Below are 17,069 nucleotides of genomic sequence, written 5' to 3' on the forward strand. Positions count from 1 at the left end.
GAGTATCGGTGCACACAAGCGTTTCCGGCAGGGGCCGAAGCGGCTCGGGGAACGAGTGGCGGCGCCCCGGTATCTAAAGCCCTAGTTTGGAAGACCCCGTACGCGTGTGGTCGGTGACCTGGCAAAGCATTGCCCTGTGCGTACTCGGGGAGCTTGCCGTTGCTCCCCGTCGTTCCCCGCTGGTCGCTCCTCGATCGGGCACGTAGCGGGCACGCGCCCTCTTGGACGCGGCTTACTGCCGGGCGAGAAGTACGACCCCAGCGACGGCGCACGCGGGTCCAATGAACACGAATGCCCACCCTATGATCTTCCCGAGGGTGCGTCTCCTCTTGGAGTCTGCGGCACTTGGCGGAGCGCCGCGTCGGTAGGCGACGTGGACGTCCTGCTGCATCTGATCCCCCCATGCCGCCATGGCTGCGGCACCGCCGAGCACCATGAACCATCCGATCAGAGCCGCCCCCACCCCCCAGATCAGCAGGAAGACGCCCTCGCCCTGAGGGGACATTCGTTGACCAGCCAGACTCACGAGCATGTGCACGGCAACTCCTTGTGGTCAGGGCGGATCAGCGAGCACCGTAGCCGAGGGGACGAGGTCGGTGCAGCGGCTTTGGGGCGAGCGAGCATGGCCCGTTAGTCTTCGGCGAGCCGGGCAGTCTGCGGACCTGCTCCCTGATCTGCATCAACCCGCGCCTTCCCCGTTCCCCAACCCACCACTCTCCCCAGCTCCCATCCCGTCCGCCTTCGGCCCACACACTGTGGAGCGGGCGTGGTTCAGGGCGTCAAGGTGGAACGCGCCACTGTACGAACGACCTTGACGCCCTGGGCCGCGGCTGCTCGGTTCTGCCTGGGTTGAAGGTGGTCGGGATGGGAGCCCACGACGCTCGCCACGATGTGGCCGGCACTCGCGAACGGCGCCCCGACCCATCCCGGAGTCTGAGCGCCCCCGCCGGAGGCACTGCTTGTGCCTGCCGTTCTTCCTCGGTCAGGCTCTCTCGCTCTAGTTGCGCGACCGGCGTAGCCGGGGGCCCAGAGCGGGGCGGAGACAGGAGCGCAGGGCCCCGGCGGTGAGCCGGGGAGCGCGCGACGAGCGGAGCGAGGAGCCTTGAACCCGTAGAGAAAGTTTCTACTCACGCGGCCCACCGCTAGGCGATGCGCCTGAGGAACGGCCGTCACTTACTACCGTCAACGCCCCCGCAGCGGCTCGCTGCGGGGGCGTTCTTACTGGTGGGCGCGGACGGTTTCGAACCGCCGACATCTGCTTTGTAAGTTCAGCCGGGGCGCCTTGAACTCCGGCCGTCTCGCAGAGAGGACCGCCACCGGAGACCGCCCAACGCTGCCACTGTCCAACGCCGTTGATGTCAGCTTTGGATGTCAGGTGCACTTCGGCCGCCGGGCAGCAATCGCTCCCACTCACGGCCCAGACGTGATCACCCAAGCGACGCTCCCGACTCGTGCAGCCGAACTCTCACCTGGTGGTTGTGCTCAGCGTGCCCGATTACCTCACCGCGGATGCGGGCCCCGAGAATAGGCAGTCCCATCCCCTCGGGCATGGCAATGATCTCGGCCAGCGCTATGGCGCCCGGAATTCCGTCGACCCGGATGAAGACACCGAAGGGCTGGCGTCCGATCACTTCTCCTGCGACGGAGGCTCCCAGAGGGAGGGCTGCAAGGGTCGCTGTCCAAACTTCCTCTGGCGACTGCCCCGGCACGTTGGGTCGGCGCGTTGGCCAGATGTACTCGTCCATAGGCAGATCATGACCTGCCCAGGAGTCCGCGACCACTGCGTTGTAAGGGCGGCGCCGATCACAGGACGGTCTTGGCTGGCCAGCAGCCGTACAACAGCGCCCAGCCTGTCAGTGGGTTTCTGCACCGCCTCGCACCCCGATTGACCGTGACTGACCGCTCGATCTGGCACGGATCTGGCACGCGCGGCGCCACGCAAGGGCGCGCGATACGGCCGACCGCCGCCTTGATGAGGCTCCTTGAATCTCGCCACCCCTGCTCGGGGTACTCCGCAGAGTTGCTCACTTTGTTCCCCACCCGCAGGCGACCGCGGCCGGATGCCACTCTGGAGGGACGCCTGATCGCCGGCCGCAGGGCCTGTTCCGGGACCTGGACGCCGTCGAGGACGACTGAGCATCGGCCAGCGACTGCCTCTGAACTGAAACGGCGTTCGGGCGCCGTCTATGGGCGCCGAGGCCATCACGGGCGAGTCGCCTGCTTTCTCGTGTCGGTGCTGGAGCTGCCGCCTTGAATCGGAGCAAGCCGGACCACCGCCCGTCAACGCGACCTTGCGAAAAACCCAGGTCAGTCCTTGGAGTGCTGCCACGCCTTGTACGTGAACTCAAGGCTGTACCCATCAGGATCGAAGACGCTGGCCGCGTAGTACCCAGGAGCGTAGTAGGGACGGTCCGCGGGTGCGCCGTTGTCGGTCGCGCCCGCCGCCATGGCCGCCGCATACGCCGCGTCGACCGCCTCCTTCGACGGCGCGGTGAAGCCGACGTGCGCGGCACGTCCCTCACTGACCCCGTCGCGCAACCAGAACACAAAAGCCGTGTCGGTACCGAACCCCTTGAGGTCGGGGTGGCCCTCCGGACCGGTCGAGCCGTCGAAGTCGATCACGTGGCTCATGCCCAGTGGCTTCAACGTCTGGTTGTAGAAGTCGACCGAGCGGTCCATGTCGCTCACCGTCAGGAAAACATGATCGATCACTGTACTCATCTCTTTCTGGAGACTGAGGACGCCACCGACGGAAGCGTCCAGGACTGGTTGGATTGCTGCAGCTCGGCCTCCGGGAGGCCGTGCCGCCGGCATGCCGCCTGCCGGCGTGCCCGGTACTCAGCCGTTGAGAAGCTGCATCTGTTCGGGGGTGTAGCGGTCGCCGGAGACGATCCCGGGCGGGGCGACCGCGTCGATGGCGGCCAGTTCGTCCGCGGTGATGGTTACGGCGGCAGCGACGCTGTTCTCTTCCAGGTAGCGGCGGCGCTTGGTGCCAGGGATGGCGACCGCGCCCTGGTGGAGGACCCAGGCGAGGGCCAGCTGGGACGGCGAGACCTTCTTGGCGGCGGCCATCCGGCGGACCTCGTCGACCACGGCCAGGTTGCAGTTGAAGTTCTCGCCCTGGAAGCGGGGGTCGGTGCGGCGGTAGTCGTCGGCGGCGAAGTCGTCCGGGCTGGTGATCGCGCCGGAGAGGAAGCCGCGCCCCAGCGGCGAGTAGGCGACCAGGCCGATCCCGAGCTCGTTCAGGGTGTCCATGACCCCGTCCTGCTCGATACCGCGCTCGAAGAGCGAATACTCGGTCTGGACCGCGGTCAGCGGGTGGATGCGGTGGGCGCGGCGGATGGTCTGCGGCGCGACCTCGGACAGGCCGATGTGGCGGACCTTGCCGGCGTCCACCAGCTCGCCCATGGCGCCGACGGTGTCCTCGATCGGCACCTGCGGGTCGACCCTGTGCAGGTAGTAAAGATCGACGTAGTCGGTGTTCAGGTGGCTAAGGGAGCGGTCCAGAGCGCGGCGGATGTACTCGGGGCGCCCGTTGAGGCCGGTCACCGCACCGTCGTCGCCGATCTCGATTCCGGTCTTGGTGGCGATCACGGCCTGATCGCGGCGGCCGGTGAGCGCCTTGCCGAGGAGCTGCTCGTTGATGAAGGGGCCGTAGATCTCGGCAGTGTCGAACAGGGTCACGCCCAGTTCCAGGGCGCGGTCGATGGTGGCCAGCGATTCGGCCTCATCGGTGCTGCCGTAGAACGCGCTCATCCCCATGAGGCCGAGCCCCTGGGCGGAGACGGCGAGGCCCTGGCTGCCGAGCGTGCGGAGTTCCATCGTGATCTTCCTTGTGTCGAGGTCATCCAGTAGAAGGTAACCAACTGGATGGTTTCCATAGTGAAGCACGCCTCCAGAGGTGTCAAACCAACTGGATGGTTACTTGCTAGAGTGACGGTATGCCCCGAGATTCCGCCGCGACCAAGGCACGCCTTCTGGACGCCGCCTCCGCCGAGTTCGCCGCGTACGGCCTGGCCGGCGCCCGGGTGGACCGCATCGCCGAGGCGGCCAACGCGAACAAGCAAAGGATCTATGCCTACTTCGGCAACAAGGAGCAACTGTTCGACGCCGTGATCGACCGGGTGCTCGCCGTGGGCGCGGAGACAGTGCCCTTCGACGCCGAGGACCTCCCCGGAGTCGCGGGACAGATCTTCGACAACCTGGTCGCCCACCCCGACCTGATGCGGCTGCTCTCCTGGAAGCTGCTGGAGCGCCCCGGCGCCACCGACGAGGAGGCCGCCACCTACACCGCCAAGACCACAGCCGTGGCGGCGGCCCAGGAGCAGGGCCGAGTCGAGCCGGAGCTCGGCCCGGAGGACCTGGTGGCTTTCGTGCTGGCGCTGACCGAAGCCTGGTTCGGCCTCACAGGAGGCATGAGCCCGACCAGCGGAAGCGACCCATGGTCAACGCGACGATTGGCCCGGCACCGCGACGCCGTCGTCGACGCGGTACGGCGGATCACCACACCGCACAGATAGAACAAGTGGCGGATCACTCACACTGGCTGCCCAAGCTCGTCGACGACGGCACTGCCGAAGCTCTCGGCCATGTTCACCAGGCCGTCGACTTGCTGCCGCCCGGGGTGACCGAGCACGGACTGGACGACATGGTCGCAGCCGTGCTTCGCGCCAACCGACCGGAATGCGGCAGAGCGCCGACGAGCAGGAGCGTGTTCCCCAACAGCCCACTCATCAGGGGGAATGGGAAGCTCAAGCCAGTCGAACTGGATCTCCTCGCCCGGCGGCTGAGCGATGATCGCGACGTCGCGACCCTTGGTCGTCTGGCACGGTTCACAGTGCGGCCGCACGTCATAGCGGCGCAGGGCCCACGTGAACGTGGAGCAGCCGCCCTGATAGTCCAGCGCGATGATCTCGTCGAACAGGGTGGTCGCCCACAAGTGCGGGTCGCCCGCGAGTCGTTGGCGGCAGTAGTCCAGGAACGGAGCGAACGCATCCGGTGCCTGGCGCCGCTGACCGGGCGTCTTCTCGCCGTTCAGATAGCCACGGATCGTCTGGCGGTCACGGCCCAGATGCCGGGCGATCGCCGAGATCGTCCATGGCATCCCGGGCGTAGGCCCCACCTCCCTGGGGGCCAAAGTCGGGTTGGGCTGCTTGAAGCCGTTGCCGTACACCGACGTTGATGTCATCCGTGGATGTCAGCAAGGAAGCATGTCCGGGTCCTCAGCGATTCGCCGGGCGTACTCGTCAACGACTTGCGGTACGACACGTTGGGCATTTTCATCACGCAGTGCTTCGACGAGAGCTTGCCGGACCGCCGAGTACGGCTGCCCGGCGTGAGAGGAACGGGTCCGGGTGACCGCCCGCTCGAGCTTCGCCAGATGCGCCGCCACTCTCGGCATCGCCTTGTCGTACTCACTCGGGTCTGTGGCCATGGGAACACCCGAGCAGGAGGGACCAAGGGCGTCAAGGCCGACGATGCGCCCTGAGCTTGGGAATCACGAGCTGTCCGGCGTGAAATGTCTTCGGACCTGCGACAGTCGCGGAAGCCAGGTTGCGTGGGGGCGTGGCGTCGTGACCGTGACCCTTGATCCCTGCCCTGTCTGGCACGCTCTGGCACGGCCCAGACGGCCCTACCAGTCGCGCCACCGCTCGGCGAGCTCCTCTCACGAACGCCCGCGCCGTCGCTCTCGGTTCCACTCGTCGGAACCGGCCCGCGATGCGGGCCATGGCCTGGTAGCACATCGCCCGCCAGAAGGTTGGGTCCACGCTGTGGCCCGCGGCCGTCGCACCATCTTCAGAAGTCCACACAACCTCTGATGATCACGCGGTGGTCGTCTCCGTATCGGCCCTTGCCGCCAATTGGTGCCAGGCATGGGTGCATCCGTCGGTGCAGAACCGCTCCCGGCGGCGCTTGTCAGCCACCCCGAGCAACGGCTGCCTGGCGGGCACTGGCCTGACGCTGTCGGTGTGACCGTTAGAAGGTGCCGAAGAAGCGATCCCACCAGCTGGGCCGCTGAACGTGCCAGGGCAGTTGGCAAGGTCTGCGCGGTCCAGCTCGCCCTCAGCCTGGGCGTCTTCCGTCCCGAAGAAGGCGCCTGGGTTGTCCGCGCAGACCAGAGCCAGTGAGCCGAACTTGCTCACGCAGACGACGATCCGCGTTCCGCATACGGTCGCCTCCTCGGGCACTGCGATGCGTCCGTACTCGCTGGAGTCCTGGGTGTCCTGCTCTGCCGTGCAGCGAGCTGCGAAGTCACCTTCGAGGCGGGTCGCCAGACTGCCGAACAGGGCTGTGGTCTCGCCGCGGTTGTAGCGCTGAGGCCGCTCCAGCCAGTCCGGATCATCGAGCTCGCGCAAGAACGCCAGCAGATGCGCTTCACTCTCGGTCATGCGCTCATCTTGACGCGACGGCCAAACACGGAGCGGCTCGGGGTATCACCACGCTCACCGCTGAGCCGGGCAATCTGAGCCACTCCCAGCTGTCACCAGCCCTCGTCACCGCACCGTGCCTGGGTGCTGCTGGACAGCGGTGGGCCCCGGCGGGGCCTCCTGCGCGGCAGCCCCGCGGAAGGCCGCGTGGGTACGGGAGAACCGAGCCCTCATCGACGTCAGCCGCAGTACGGGCGTTGAACGCCCGCCTTGCTCAGCATCAGCAAGCCCACCACCAGGAGGTCGCCCTGCTTCGAAAGGCCCTGGAGGTCGCCCAGGGCGAAAACCTCGCGCTGCGCCGACGTCTTGCCCAGTACGAGGCGGATCGACTGTAGCGAGGCGCTTGTCCAGTCGGTCGGTACAGTGCGGTTCGACCAGTACGGTCGGCGCCCCTGGCCCTGGGCGCCGCCGTGCCGTGCCCGGAAAGGGTGACCGCGGCGACGTTCACAGCGGCAGCCGTCCAGCCTCCGGCCGGCGGCCGGGCCGAAGACCCCTGGAGACGTGAGGCTCGGCGGGGGTTCCGCGGCGGGGCCACGCGATGTCGTCAACGGCGAGAAACGGCTCGGCGGCCACGGTCGCGGGGGTTGCCCCGGTGAACGCCATGACGTCACGATGCAGGTGGGACTGGTCGGCGTAGCCGGCGTCGGCCGCGACGTGGGCCGCGGCTTCACCAGCGACCAGGCGGTGGGCGGCTTGGTCGAAGCGGACCAGCTTCAGGGCGCGCTTGGGCGGGCTGTCCGTGACTGAACGAGGGGCTGCGAGGACCGCTGTGTAGTGGGCCCTGTCGGCAGGTGCGATGCTGCCAAGGCGGGCAACCGTCACAGAAGGACATTAATCCATCAAAGAGAGGAGCAGTCATGCCGATCTGGCACGTTCATCACCCGGAGAACCTCTACAGCGCCGAGGACAAGAAGCAGTTCGCCGCGCAGGTCACCGTGTTGTACGCCGAACTGATCAAGCTGCCCAAGTTCTACGTCTCCGTGGCATTCCATGCATTCGCGCCGCAGGACTTCTTCGTTGGTGCTGAGCCCGCGACCAAGTTCGTGCGAATCTCGATCGACCATATCGCCCGCGTGACCCCCGACCCGGAGCAACGCAAGAAGTGGATGGACACCATCAACGAGCGGCTGACACCGTTCCTGCGGCACCGCGGGCTTCACTGGGAGATCCACATCGACGAGACGCCGCGGGACTTCTGGACGATCGACGGGTTCTTCCCGCCACCCGCAGGATCACCCGACGAGCGGCGATGGGCCGAAGAGAACAAGCCGTCGCAGCCGATCGGTGGCTGACCCGGACAACACTCCAGATGAGAACCGTGCGCCTCACTGCCGGAATGCCAGGACACATCCGTGCCGCCACGTGCCCGTAGGGGCTGCGAACCACGGGGACTACGGTTCGGCACAGTGATCAGGAAGGCAACCGGCCCCGACCGTTCTGGCTGGTCAGGAGCCGATGTCCCCGCCCAACCCGGTAGAGCCCAGCACCAAGCCGAGCAGCCCACCCTGAGGTGGGGTCGGAGGGAACGGCGGATTCTTCGGAGGCACCTCCGACGCCCGGGATGCGGTGCTTCACCGGCTGCGATCAGGCTCGGGGCAAGCCACTCGGGCGCTAACGGCACGGGGCGCGCCTCCGTTTCATGTGTGGACGGATCTCCCCAGCCATAGGCAGTCCGATCTGCGACCGGATGCCACCGGGGGAGGGGGCGCCCGGCGGACCGTCCCGTCGGAGCAGCCTCGCCGTCATACTTTCAGTCAGCTCAGCAGCGATCGAGGCCGCGAGTCCAGGATTGCCTCGGCCTCGTCACTGATCGTCCGGACCACGTCCGCAGCGGGGCGGACGGCATCAACGAAGAACGCCGACTGACCGTAGAGGATCGGGCTCGTGTCGGGGTCGGGCGGGGCCTCGAAGGGGCCAGCGTCTTTCGGGGGTGCGAATTCCCCTTTGCGGTCCCGCAGTGTCGCCTCACGCTCTGACCACTCATCGGTGAACCGATTGCGGCGGACGCGTTCGCCGATGGTCGCCGGCCACGGCAGCCCCGACACAATGTCGTAGGTTCGCGTCCAGACGGTGTCGCCGCCATCGCTCTCGACGATCAGGCGTTTGTGGACATCGTGTACCTCGACCGCCTCGGGCGTGGCGAGAAACGCCGTGCCCAGCCAGGCGCCGTCCGCGCCGGCGGTGAGGACCGCCGCGAGTGTTCGGCCGTCGGCAATGCCCCCTGCGGCCAGCACCGGAACATCGGGATAGCGCCTCACGATCCCGGCCAGGAACGGCAGTAGGCCCATCGTCCCGGTATGGCCACCGGCCTCGGTACCCTGCGCCACGAGGACATCGGCACCCGCAGTGACAGCCGCCTTTGCGTCATCGTAGTTCTGGACCTGGCACATCACCCGGGCTCCCGCGTCCTTGGCGTGAGCAAGCCACGGCTGGGGGTCAGCGAACGACAGCGCGATGATCTCAGGTCTCTCCTCCAGTGCGGCGTCGAATTGCGGCTCGGTGAAGGGGAGGAACGGCGTGATGAAGCCGACTCCGAAGGGGCGGTCCGTCGTGGCGCGGATGGTCGCGATCTCCGCACGGATCCAGTCAGGCCCTTTCCAGGGATGCGTACCCCCGAAGGAGCCGAGCCCGCCCGCGGCGGAAACCGCGGCGGCGAGTGTCCCGCCGCTGTGCAAGGCCATGGGGGCTGCCATTACCGGGTAGGTGATGCCGAACATTTCGGTAAATCTCGTATGCAACATGGACTAAAACTAGTGAAATATGGAAGCTCATCCCTCTTAGCAACGCGGCAGGCGGTCAGCTATGAGCCCGGCGCTCGCTGAAACTGGTTCTGACCGGAGTTCCAAAGACGGCGTCGAGGTCGCAGGCCCTGGTGACTGCTGACTCTCGCTCAGTGCCTCGCGCGGCCGCATGATCCAGGAAGTGATCTTGCGTGGGGCTGGGGATGTCTGCCCTGACGGGCTCCGCCGTGCCGGATCGAAGAGCGGTGAGATGTCGACGTACCACTTGGCGGCTGCCAAGGTGGCCGCCTTCCCGATCTCCAGGAGCAAGCGGCTGCCACTGACCTGCCCGGATGTGTCAGTGAAGCGTGCGTTCAGGTACCTCGACGGTCCGCCCGTCACCGCGTCACTGATCTTCACCGGCTCGATGGGGCTTGCACTTGACCGGAACCGTGAGTACTTGGGCCACCACGACCCCGGCTTCACGCTGCGGACGTACACGTGCCCGATGCCGTCGAGCGGTTCCAGGACCCGGGCCACCGTGGATCGTGTCTTCGCGGACGACGAACCGACGGGGGGACGGCCCGGACACGGCCCGTGAGGGCGCTTCCGTCTGACCTGCGCTTTATCTCAGTAGCCGATGAACTGGGGTTTCACAGCAGAGTGCCCCGAGGAGCTTCCCTTCCCCTCGCGCGAGGCATGGTCTCCCGGCACCGCCCTCGCCTTGCGCGACCTGGGTGGAGGGCTGAAGCTGAAGACGAGGCATGCCTACCGACCATATGGACCGAGCACAGACGGCTGCGGGGCTCGACCACCGCGGCCCGTGCAGGGAGCGGATTCCAATGAGGCTTGTCGTCGATCTCAACCGGTGCCAGGGGTTCGCGCAGTGCGTCTTCCTCGCCCCGGACGTCTTTGCCCTACACGGGAAAGAGGCGCTGCTGTTCTCACCTCGCTTCGACGAGGCGGAACGTGACCGGGTGGAGAAGGCTGCTGCCGCCTGCCCGGTCCAGGCCATCCTTGTCGACTACTCCGATGAGCCGACGAAGGGGGCGGAGCCCCATGTCGGCTGAGACGGACGTCGAGGTCCTGCGGCGCCAGGGCCGCATCGTCGTCGTCGGCGCCTCGCTGGCCGGACTGCGCGCGGCGGAGACCTTGCGCGAGAAGGGCTTCACCGGATCACTGACCATGATCGGCGACGAACCGTACGAACCGTACGACCGGCCGCCGCTGTCCAAGCAGGCACTGCTCGGACGGACACGGCCCGAGGACACCGCGCTTCCGCGGCGGCGGGACATCGGCGCCGAATGGCGCCTCGGCGTCCCCGCCGACGGCCTGGACCGCGACGCGAAACAAGTGCGCCTGACGAACGGTGACACTGTTCCCTACGACCGCCTGCTGATCACCACCGGGACCAGAGCGCGGCCTTGGATCCACCCGGAAGAGGCCGCACTGGACGGGGTGTTCGTGCTCCGTACCCGCGACGACTCCGCCCGCCTGCGGCGGAAGCTGACCGGCGGCGTGTCCCGGGTGCTGGTGATCGGCGCCGGTTTCACGGGCTCCGAGGTCGCCTCCGCCTGCCGAGAGCTGGGCCTCGAGGTCACAGTCGCCGAACGCGGCCCGGCACCGCTGGTGGGCGCACTCGGCGGAGTGATCGGCGCGGTCGCGGACCGGCTGCAGCGCAAGCATGGAGTCGACCTGCGCTGCGGCATCAGCGTCACCGCCCTCGAGGGCGACGATGTGGGACGCCTCAAGCGCGCCCATCTGTCCGACGGTGCGGCGATCGACGTGGAGGCTGCGGTCGTCTCGCTCGGTGCCATGCGGAACACGGAATGGCTCGCCGGCTCGGGGGTGGCCGCGGGCCCCCGGGGCATCGCGTGCGACGCCGGGTGCCGGGTGTTCGACGTCAACGGCATCGTCACCGACGACATCTACGCCGCCGGTGACGTCGCCCGCAGCCCCCACCCGCTGTTCGACTACCAGTTCCTGGCGCTTGAGCACTGGGGCAACGCGGTCGAACAGGCTGAGATCGCCGCCCACAACATGATCTGTGCCGGGCCCGAGCGCCGCCCGCACCTGTGGCTCCCGATGTTCTGGTCCACCCAGTTCGGCGTCAACATCAAGTCCGTGGGCGTGCCTTCACTGGGCGACCAACTGGTCGTCGCCCAGGGGGCACTCGCCGAGGAGCGGTTCGTCGCGGTGTACGGCTACCGCGGCCGCGTCATCGCCGCAGCGTCCTTCGACGGAGCCAAGTGGCTGGGGTTCTACGAGCAGCAGATCGCGTCCGGCGCCCCCTTCCCGCCGGAGTACCGCACGGTCGACCGCCTGACCGAGACGTTGCGGCCGATCGACCCGGCCTTCCCCGACCCCCATCTGCCCACCCATGGGCCCACCGTCACGCTGACTGGCCACTCACCGAGCGAGCAGCGTGTCACGTTCGTTCCGTCGCATGCCTGATCACCGGCCCTGCGCCCGAAGCCCTCAGGAGTGACCATGACGTCCGGCACCATCTCCGCGCAGATCACCGACTACGCCAATCGGGCCGATCCCTATCCGCTCTACACGGAACTGCGCAAGCAACCGGTCAGGCGGGAGGACGATGGCACTTACCTGGTCAGCACCTACTACGAGGTGCGGAGTCTGGCCAACGACCCGCGGCTGAGCAACGACACGAGCAACCGTCCACCCGGCTACGCCCGCGTCGGGCAACCGGTGGAGTCCGGCCTGCCGCCCAGCTTCATCTTCACCGACCCACCCGTCCACGACCGGCTGCGCGACACCATCAACCGGCCGTTCGGGCCGCCGCACAGCCCCAGGTTCCTCGACGGCCTGCGCGGAGAGCTGGCCAAAGTTGTCACCGAGCTGCTCGACGCCTTCGAGGGCAAGGACCAGGCCGACATCGTGGAGGACTTCGCCTACCCCCTTCCCGTCACCGCCATCTGCAAGGTCCTCGGCGTGCCACGCGAGGACGAACCACGCTTCCACGGCTGGGCCGACGCCCTGGCGTCCGGACTCGATCCTCACTCCGGCGACGCCGACAGCCAGGAAAAGGCACAGCGGGCGCGCCAAGACCTGGGCGCCTACCTGTCCGATCTGATCGAGACCAAACGCCGCCACCCCGGCCCCGGGATACTCAGCGCGCTCGCCCCCGACATGACTCCGGCAGACCTGGAGGCCACCGCGGTGCTGCTCCTGGTCGCCGGCCACGAGACCACCGTCAACGCGATCACCAATACGACCCTCACCCTGCTGCGCCACCCCGACGTCCTCGATCGGTTCCAGAAGAACCCGGCCCTGGCCGTCCCGCTCATCGAGGAAGTTCTGCGGTACGAGCCTCCGGTCCAGTTCGTCCCATGGACCACCGCCCTGGCCGACATAGACGTCGCCGGCACCACGATCCCCAAAGGCTCGCCGGTCTGGCTCATGCTGGCCGCGGCCAACCGCGATCCCCGGCGCTTCGATGACCCCGACCGGTTCGATCCCGACCGCAAGGACAACGAGCACCTGGGCTTCTACACCGGAATCCACTACTGCTTCGGCGCCCCTCTCGCCCGCATAGAGCTCCACGTGGCGGTGCCCGAACTCTTCCGCCGGGTCAAGTTCTCCGGCCTGCTCGAGGACCCGCCGCCGTACCGTGCCAACGCGGTGCTGCGCGGCCCGCGCCGTCTTCCCGTGGCCATCGAGGGCCTGACTGCCTGAGTACCCCTGACGCAGGGGCCTTCGCCGACGTGCGCTGCACATCGCTGGTGAATTTGCCGGGTATCCGGAACGCGGTCGAGGCTGCCGTCGAAAGACGGCTCCTCAGCGACCACAGGTCGACCCTCCAGCGACTGCGGGCCATGCACACCGCTATGGGAGAGGACTGACAGAACCCTGCTCGCCTCGGAGTAGGGCCCACCGGCCCCGTCCCAGGAGACGGTGAGGCCGCTGTCGACGGTGAGCGTGCTGCCGGTGATGCAAGCGGAGGCCGCGGACGCCAGGAAGACCAAGGAGGCGGCCAGGTCCCGGCTGAGGCCGAGCAGGCCCGCCTTGGAGGAGGCGTACGCGGCCTGGGGCAGGAGGGTGGAGACCAGGGCCCAGCACGCTGGAGACGTTGATGATCGAGCCACCCCGGGTCGTGACCGTGGCGGCTGCTCGGGCCATCCAGTAAGCGCCGAACAGGTTGACGTCCAGCACGCCGCGGATGCTCCGGGTGTCCCGGCCGGCCGGGATCGCCTCGGCCACTCCCGCGTTGTGCACCATTTGCCGACACCCAGGGGCCGCTAAGCCGGTCGTCGTTGCACGGCGTCGGCGATGACCGCTGTCACGAGCTTGTTGACGACCGCCGTGCCCGGCGGGCCGGGGTCGCGGTCTGCGAACAGGAGGTGCCCGCCGCCGACCAGGGAGAGGGTGAGCGAATCGATGTCGGCGTCGGCCGCGATGCGGCCCAGTTCACGCTCGGCGGCCAGATAGGCGGAGATCGCGGTCGTGGCCTGGGCCAGGATCGCGATGCCACCTCCGGGCCTCGCCGCCCGCAGTCGTGCGCGCAGCTCGTCCCGGAAGGTGATGAGCGGGATGATTGCCACTGGAATCGGTCCGAACAGGGTGGTCAGCGCGCCGGTGAGGTTGTCGGCCACCGTGCCGGTGCCGACGGACTCACGCAGCGCACTCGCCTGCCTCTCAAGCTGCGCGGCACAGTCGAGCACGAGGTCGGCGAGGAAGGCGTCGAAGTCGCTGAAGTGCCGGTGCAGGACGCCTTTGGCGCAGCCCGCCTCGTCGGTGACGGCCCGGCTGGTCAGTCCGTTCGGCCCGTCCCGCAGAAGCACGCGTTCGGCAGCGTCGAACAACTGCTGCCGCGCGTCGCGAAGGTGCACCCCAGTCGGCACTCACAGATCCTCTCGTGCATCAACCCGCTGACATCCGTTGTTCAGTGGGCATGCGCCCACTAAAGTGGGCGCATGCCCACTTTACCGCGAGAGCAACCAGAACCGTTCTCGGCGGAGCCGCATGAGGCCCGGCGGATGGCCGAGTCGTTCGGCGCGGACGCGCAACGCTACGACCAAGCCCGGCCCGGCTACCCCGATGCACTGGTGACGCGGATCGTCGCCGGGAGCCCCGGGCCTGACGTGCTCGACGTCGGCTGCGGTACCGGCATCGCAGCCCGCCAGTTCCAGGCCGCCGGCTGCGCCGTGCTCGGCGTCGAGCCCGATGCGCGGATGGCCGACTTCGCGCGAGCCCGTGGCCTGCCGGTCGAGGTGGCGGCCTTCGAAGCCTGGCAGCCGGTCGGCAGGACGTTCGACGCGGTCGTCGCCGCCCAGTCGTGGCACTGGGTGGATCCGGTCGCCGGCGCCGTGAAGGCGGCACATGTGCTGCGTCCAGGGGGGCGCCTGGCGATCTTCGGGCACGTGTACGAGCCGCCTGCCGAGGTGGCCGAACCGTTCGCCGCTGCCCACCGGCGTGCGGCGCCCGACTCCCCCCTCAACGGCCAACCGGCCCGACGTCCGCTCGACCTCTACCAGGCGGCATACGCGAAGGTCGCCGACAGGATCCGCGAGACCGAACAGTTCAACGAACCCGCACAGTGGCGATTCGACTGGCAGCAGTCCTACACACGCGACCAATGGCTGGACCTGCTAACCACCACCGGCGGCCTCACCCAACTCCGTCCAGATCAGCTGGCCGAGATACTGGACGCGGTCGGGGGCGCCATCGACTCCCTGGGTGGACGCTTCACGATGAACTACACCACTCTGGTCGCGACCGCCGTACGCGCAGGCACATCCTGAGTCCATCCGCCAAGTCCCCGCCGACCTGGGAATCCGCACGGCCGTTCAACGCTCCGCCCGGCGCAGGCGGAGTGCGGCCGGCCGCGTCAGCGGCCATCTCGGCCAGGAGTTGCCAGCCGGGTGGATTGCCGGTGACGGTAAGCCCCACGGGAGCAACCGCCATCGGCAATGCTTCCACCGGCTCAGCTGCACCCTGGTTGCCGAGCGCGCTCACACCTGGCTGTGGCCCGGTGGTTCGCGCTGTGCTGGTCCACCAGCCGGTGGACGGGAACCCAGGACTGGCAGCGGGCGCTCGACAGCCTGCTGCGCAGAGGGCAGAACGACCTCGGGGCGTCCGGCCGCGTTCCGCCCGGATAGGACCAGGCAAGGAAGTGGGACCCTGGCCACGCCGTCTTGTCCCGTGCCGGGTCGGAGCCGGCTCGCCGGGGCGTTCCTCGGCCGGGCTGTAGCGGGGCCGGAGGGTTTCGCGCGTGCGGCCGGTCGCGGTGTCGAGTACGGTCACGGACCCGTCGCTGCGGGCGGCGGTCACCGTGGCGCCGTCCGCGCTGAGCACCGCCCCTGCAGCGGCCCGCCGGCGGGCGCGGTGACTGGCACGGCCCTCGTTCCAGGCGAGCAGGCTGGCGGTGAGCGCGACGACGACCAGGACGTACAGGGCGATGGTCAGATTGCGCACGAGTCGTGCGGTGCGGGCGGCCTGGCGGCTCTCGTGGTCGCGGGCAGCGGTGCCGGCGTCGAGGAAGGCCGCCTCCGGGCTGCTGAGTGCCTGACGGGCCTCGCCGGCGAAGGCATCGGCTGCGGCGGTCAGGCGGCTGCCGCGGTAGAGGGTGTCGGGGTCGTGGTCGTGTTCCATCCAGGTGCGTGCGGCATCGGTCAGGCGGCGGTGCAGGCGCAGGCGTTCCCTCTCCTGGTCGATCCAGGCCCGGTAGCGCGGCCAGGCCGAGATCAGGGCTTCGTGGGCGAGATCGACGCTGCATCCGTCCAGGGTCAGCAGCCGGGCGCGGACCAGTTGTTCGAGGACGGCGGCGGTCTCGGACGAGACGGCGTCGAGCTCGGCGCGGTCAATGGGGCGACGGGTGTCCTCCGTGCCCTCACCGGGGGTGATCAGCCGCAACAGGATCCGTCGGGCCGTGACGGCCTGGGACGGGGTCAGCCGACGGAAGAGGTCCTCCGCGGTCGTGGCGACGGCACCGTGAATGCCTCCCGCGGCTTCGTACATCTCCTCCGTGAGGACCCTGCCCCGGCGCCGCCGCCAGGTCGCCAGCAGAGCGTGCGACATCAGCGGCAGGCCGCCCGGTTCCTGAACGGCCTCCTCGACGATCCGTGCGGTCAACGACCGTTCCACGATCAGACCCGCGTCGGCGGCCGGTTTGACCACGGCCTCGCGCAGCTCGGCCGCGCTCATCGCGCCCACCACCACGGTGGCATCCCGCAACGCCGCCGCCAGACCCGGATGCTGGGCACAGCGGTCCAGGAAGTCCGCGCGGACCGCGATCACCACCCGCAGCCGGCTGTCCTCGTCCAGCGCCGTCAGCAGCAGGTCCAGGAACCGCTCCCGCTCAGGGCACAGGGTGAAGACCTCCTCGAACTGGTCGACCACCAGCAGGACGTCCTCGGTGCTCGCAGCGGGCACGGCCGTCAGCCGGGCGGCGTGCTCGCTCGTGTGCCGGCCGCCAGGGGTCGTGACGCGTACCGCCGCCAGCCGTGGGGCACCCGCGGGCCGCTCGCGCAGCGCCGGCAGGATCCCGGCACGCAGCAGCGGGCCGTGTCCTACGGCGCGAACGGCGCCGTCAGGGTCTGCGACGTCCATGCGGACGGCTACGGGGTAGCCGTCCGCTACTACCGCAGGGCCGGAAACCTTCAGACCCTGTCGAACTCCAAGGGCAACGGCACCTGCAGCGAAACCACCGACATCCCGAGCAATCCGATCGCCCTCTTCGAGGCGTGCGTGGTCATTGACAGCATCCCCTACTGCGCCCCCTTCTACGCAGACACCGGCCGATAGCCCGCGCGCTCCCATGGGGTGCCGCACCGGCGTGACCACTCCGGACAGCAGCCGTGCATGCAGGTCCGTGATCACGGGGCTCGGCGAGGACACCGGCAGCCAGGTGCTCGTTCCCTCCCTGGCGTAGATCAAGAAGGTGCAAAGAACTGCCCACCAC

17 protein-coding genes and 1 pseudogene are annotated in these 17,069 nt (G+C 68.5%); 8 read left to right on the top strand and 10 right to left on the bottom strand.

Annotated features, from left to right (window positions below; all coding sequences use genetic code 11):
• Positions 1-1,427: 1,427 nt before the first annotated feature.
• The 3 genes from ACFVXE_RS27960 to ACFVXE_RS27970 form a co-directional block, all read right to left on the bottom strand.
• A complete protein-coding gene (locus ACFVXE_RS27960) occupies positions 1,428-1,745 on the bottom strand; it encodes a hypothetical protein (RefSeq protein ID WP_389675210.1) in 318 nt (105 codons plus the stop codon).
• Between the two features lie 562 nt (positions 1,746-2,307).
• The gene (locus ACFVXE_RS27965; protein ID WP_389675212.1) at positions 2,308-2,712 is read right to left on the bottom strand and encodes a VOC family protein; all 405 of its coding nucleotides are present in this window, start codon (positions 2,710-2,712) and stop codon (positions 2,308-2,310) included.
• 126 nt (positions 2,713-2,838) lie between these two features.
• Entirely contained in the window at positions 2,839-3,822 is a 984-nt protein-coding gene (locus tag ACFVXE_RS27970) for an aldo/keto reductase (protein ID WP_389675214.1), read from the bottom strand.
• Between the two features lie 119 nt (positions 3,823-3,941).
• On the opposite strand from ACFVXE_RS27970, the gene ACFVXE_RS27975 reads away from it, so the two are divergent.
• The gene (locus tag ACFVXE_RS27975; protein ID WP_389675216.1) at positions 3,942-4,520 is read left to right on the top strand and encodes a TetR/AcrR family transcriptional regulator; all 579 of its coding nucleotides are present in this window, start codon (positions 3,942-3,944) and stop codon (positions 4,518-4,520) included.
• 17 nt (positions 4,521-4,537) lie between these two features.
• Here the strand turns inward: ACFVXE_RS27975 and ACFVXE_RS27980 are convergent, their stop codons facing one another.
• The 3 genes and pseudogenes from ACFVXE_RS27980 to ACFVXE_RS27990 all read right to left on the bottom strand — a co-directional run.
• Entirely contained in the window at positions 4,538-5,188 is a 651-nt protein-coding gene (locus ACFVXE_RS27980; RefSeq protein WP_389675218.1) for a transcriptional regulator, read from the bottom strand.
• A gap of 634 nt (positions 5,189-5,822) precedes the next feature.
• Positions 5,823-6,389: a DUF5958 family protein gene (locus ACFVXE_RS27985; protein WP_389675220.1), complete on the bottom strand. Its 567-nt coding sequence runs from the start codon at positions 6,387-6,389 to the stop codon at positions 5,823-5,825.
• Positions 6,390-6,872: 483 nt separating this feature from the next.
• Positions 6,873-7,178: pseudogene (locus ACFVXE_RS27990) on the bottom strand (helix-turn-helix domain-containing protein); the annotation flags it as partial.
• 107 nt (positions 7,179-7,285) lie between these two features.
• Between ACFVXE_RS27990 and ACFVXE_RS27995 the strand changes: the two are divergent.
• Positions 7,286-7,720: a tautomerase family protein gene (locus ACFVXE_RS27995; RefSeq protein ID WP_389675222.1), complete on the top strand. Its 435-nt coding sequence runs from the start codon at positions 7,286-7,288 to the stop codon at positions 7,718-7,720.
• A gap of 462 nt (positions 7,721-8,182) precedes the next feature.
• On the opposite strand, the gene ACFVXE_RS28000 is transcribed toward ACFVXE_RS27995, so the two are convergent.
• A complete protein-coding gene (locus ACFVXE_RS28000; RefSeq protein WP_389675224.1) occupies positions 8,183-9,169 on the bottom strand; it encodes an NAD(P)H-dependent flavin oxidoreductase in 987 nt (328 codons plus the stop codon).
• Between the two features lie 250 nt (positions 9,170-9,419).
• Between ACFVXE_RS28000 and ACFVXE_RS28005 the strand changes: the two genes are divergently transcribed.
• From ACFVXE_RS28005 to ACFVXE_RS28020, 4 genes are all read left to right on the top strand, one after another.
• Positions 9,420-9,749, top strand: a complete 330-nt coding sequence (locus ACFVXE_RS28005; protein ID WP_389675226.1) for a hypothetical protein — start codon at positions 9,420-9,422, stop codon at positions 9,747-9,749.
• A 241-nt stretch (positions 9,750-9,990) separates the two neighbouring features.
• Entirely contained in the window at positions 9,991-10,218 is a 228-nt protein-coding gene (locus ACFVXE_RS28010; protein WP_389675228.1) for a ferredoxin, read from the top strand.
• Positions 10,208-11,602: an NAD(P)/FAD-dependent oxidoreductase gene (locus ACFVXE_RS28015; RefSeq protein WP_389675230.1), complete on the top strand. Its 1,395-nt coding sequence runs from the start codon at positions 10,208-10,210 to the stop codon at positions 11,600-11,602. Before ACFVXE_RS28010 ends, ACFVXE_RS28015 begins: the two co-directional genes overlap by 11 nt.
• A gap of 36 nt (positions 11,603-11,638) precedes the next feature.
• Positions 11,639-12,844, top strand: coding sequence for a cytochrome P450 (locus ACFVXE_RS28020; protein ID WP_389675232.1), 1,206 nt, complete (start codon positions 11,639-11,641; stop codon positions 12,842-12,844).
• Between the two features lie 150 nt (positions 12,845-12,994).
• On the opposite strand, the gene ACFVXE_RS28025 is transcribed toward ACFVXE_RS28020, so the two are convergent.
• Positions 12,995-13,387, bottom strand: a complete 393-nt coding sequence (locus tag ACFVXE_RS28025) for an SDR family NAD(P)-dependent oxidoreductase (protein ID WP_389675234.1) — start codon at positions 13,385-13,387, stop codon at positions 12,995-12,997.
• Between the two features lie 20 nt (positions 13,388-13,407).
• Positions 13,408-14,010, bottom strand: coding sequence for a TetR/AcrR family transcriptional regulator (locus ACFVXE_RS28030; RefSeq protein WP_389675236.1), 603 nt, complete (start codon positions 14,008-14,010; stop codon positions 13,408-13,410).
• Between the two features lie 72 nt (positions 14,011-14,082).
• Between ACFVXE_RS28030 and ACFVXE_RS28035 the strand changes: the two genes are divergently transcribed.
• Entirely contained in the window at positions 14,083-14,910 is an 828-nt protein-coding gene (locus ACFVXE_RS28035) for a class I SAM-dependent methyltransferase (RefSeq protein ID WP_389675238.1), read from the top strand.
• On the opposite strand, the gene ACFVXE_RS28040 is transcribed toward ACFVXE_RS28035, so the two are convergent.
• On the bottom strand, positions 14,855-16,666 hold the full coding sequence (locus ACFVXE_RS28040) for a hypothetical protein (RefSeq protein WP_389675280.1): 1,812 nt from the start codon (positions 16,664-16,666) through the stop codon (positions 14,855-14,857). The genes ACFVXE_RS28035 and ACFVXE_RS28040 overlap by 56 nt on opposite strands.
• Between ACFVXE_RS28040 and ACFVXE_RS28045 the strand changes: the two genes are divergently transcribed.
• Positions 16,559-16,912 (top strand): hypothetical protein, encoded by a 354-nt coding sequence (locus ACFVXE_RS28045; RefSeq protein ID WP_389675283.1) that lies wholly within the window; start codon positions 16,559-16,561, stop codon positions 16,910-16,912. The genes ACFVXE_RS28040 and ACFVXE_RS28045 overlap by 108 nt on opposite strands.
• Positions 16,913-17,069 lie beyond the last annotated feature (157 nt).

Origin of the sequence: Streptomyces sp. NPDC058231, assembly GCF_042882275.1 — a bacterium.
In the GTDB taxonomy this organism is placed as follows: Bacteria; Actinomycetota; Actinomycetes; order Streptomycetales; family Streptomycetaceae; genus Streptomyces.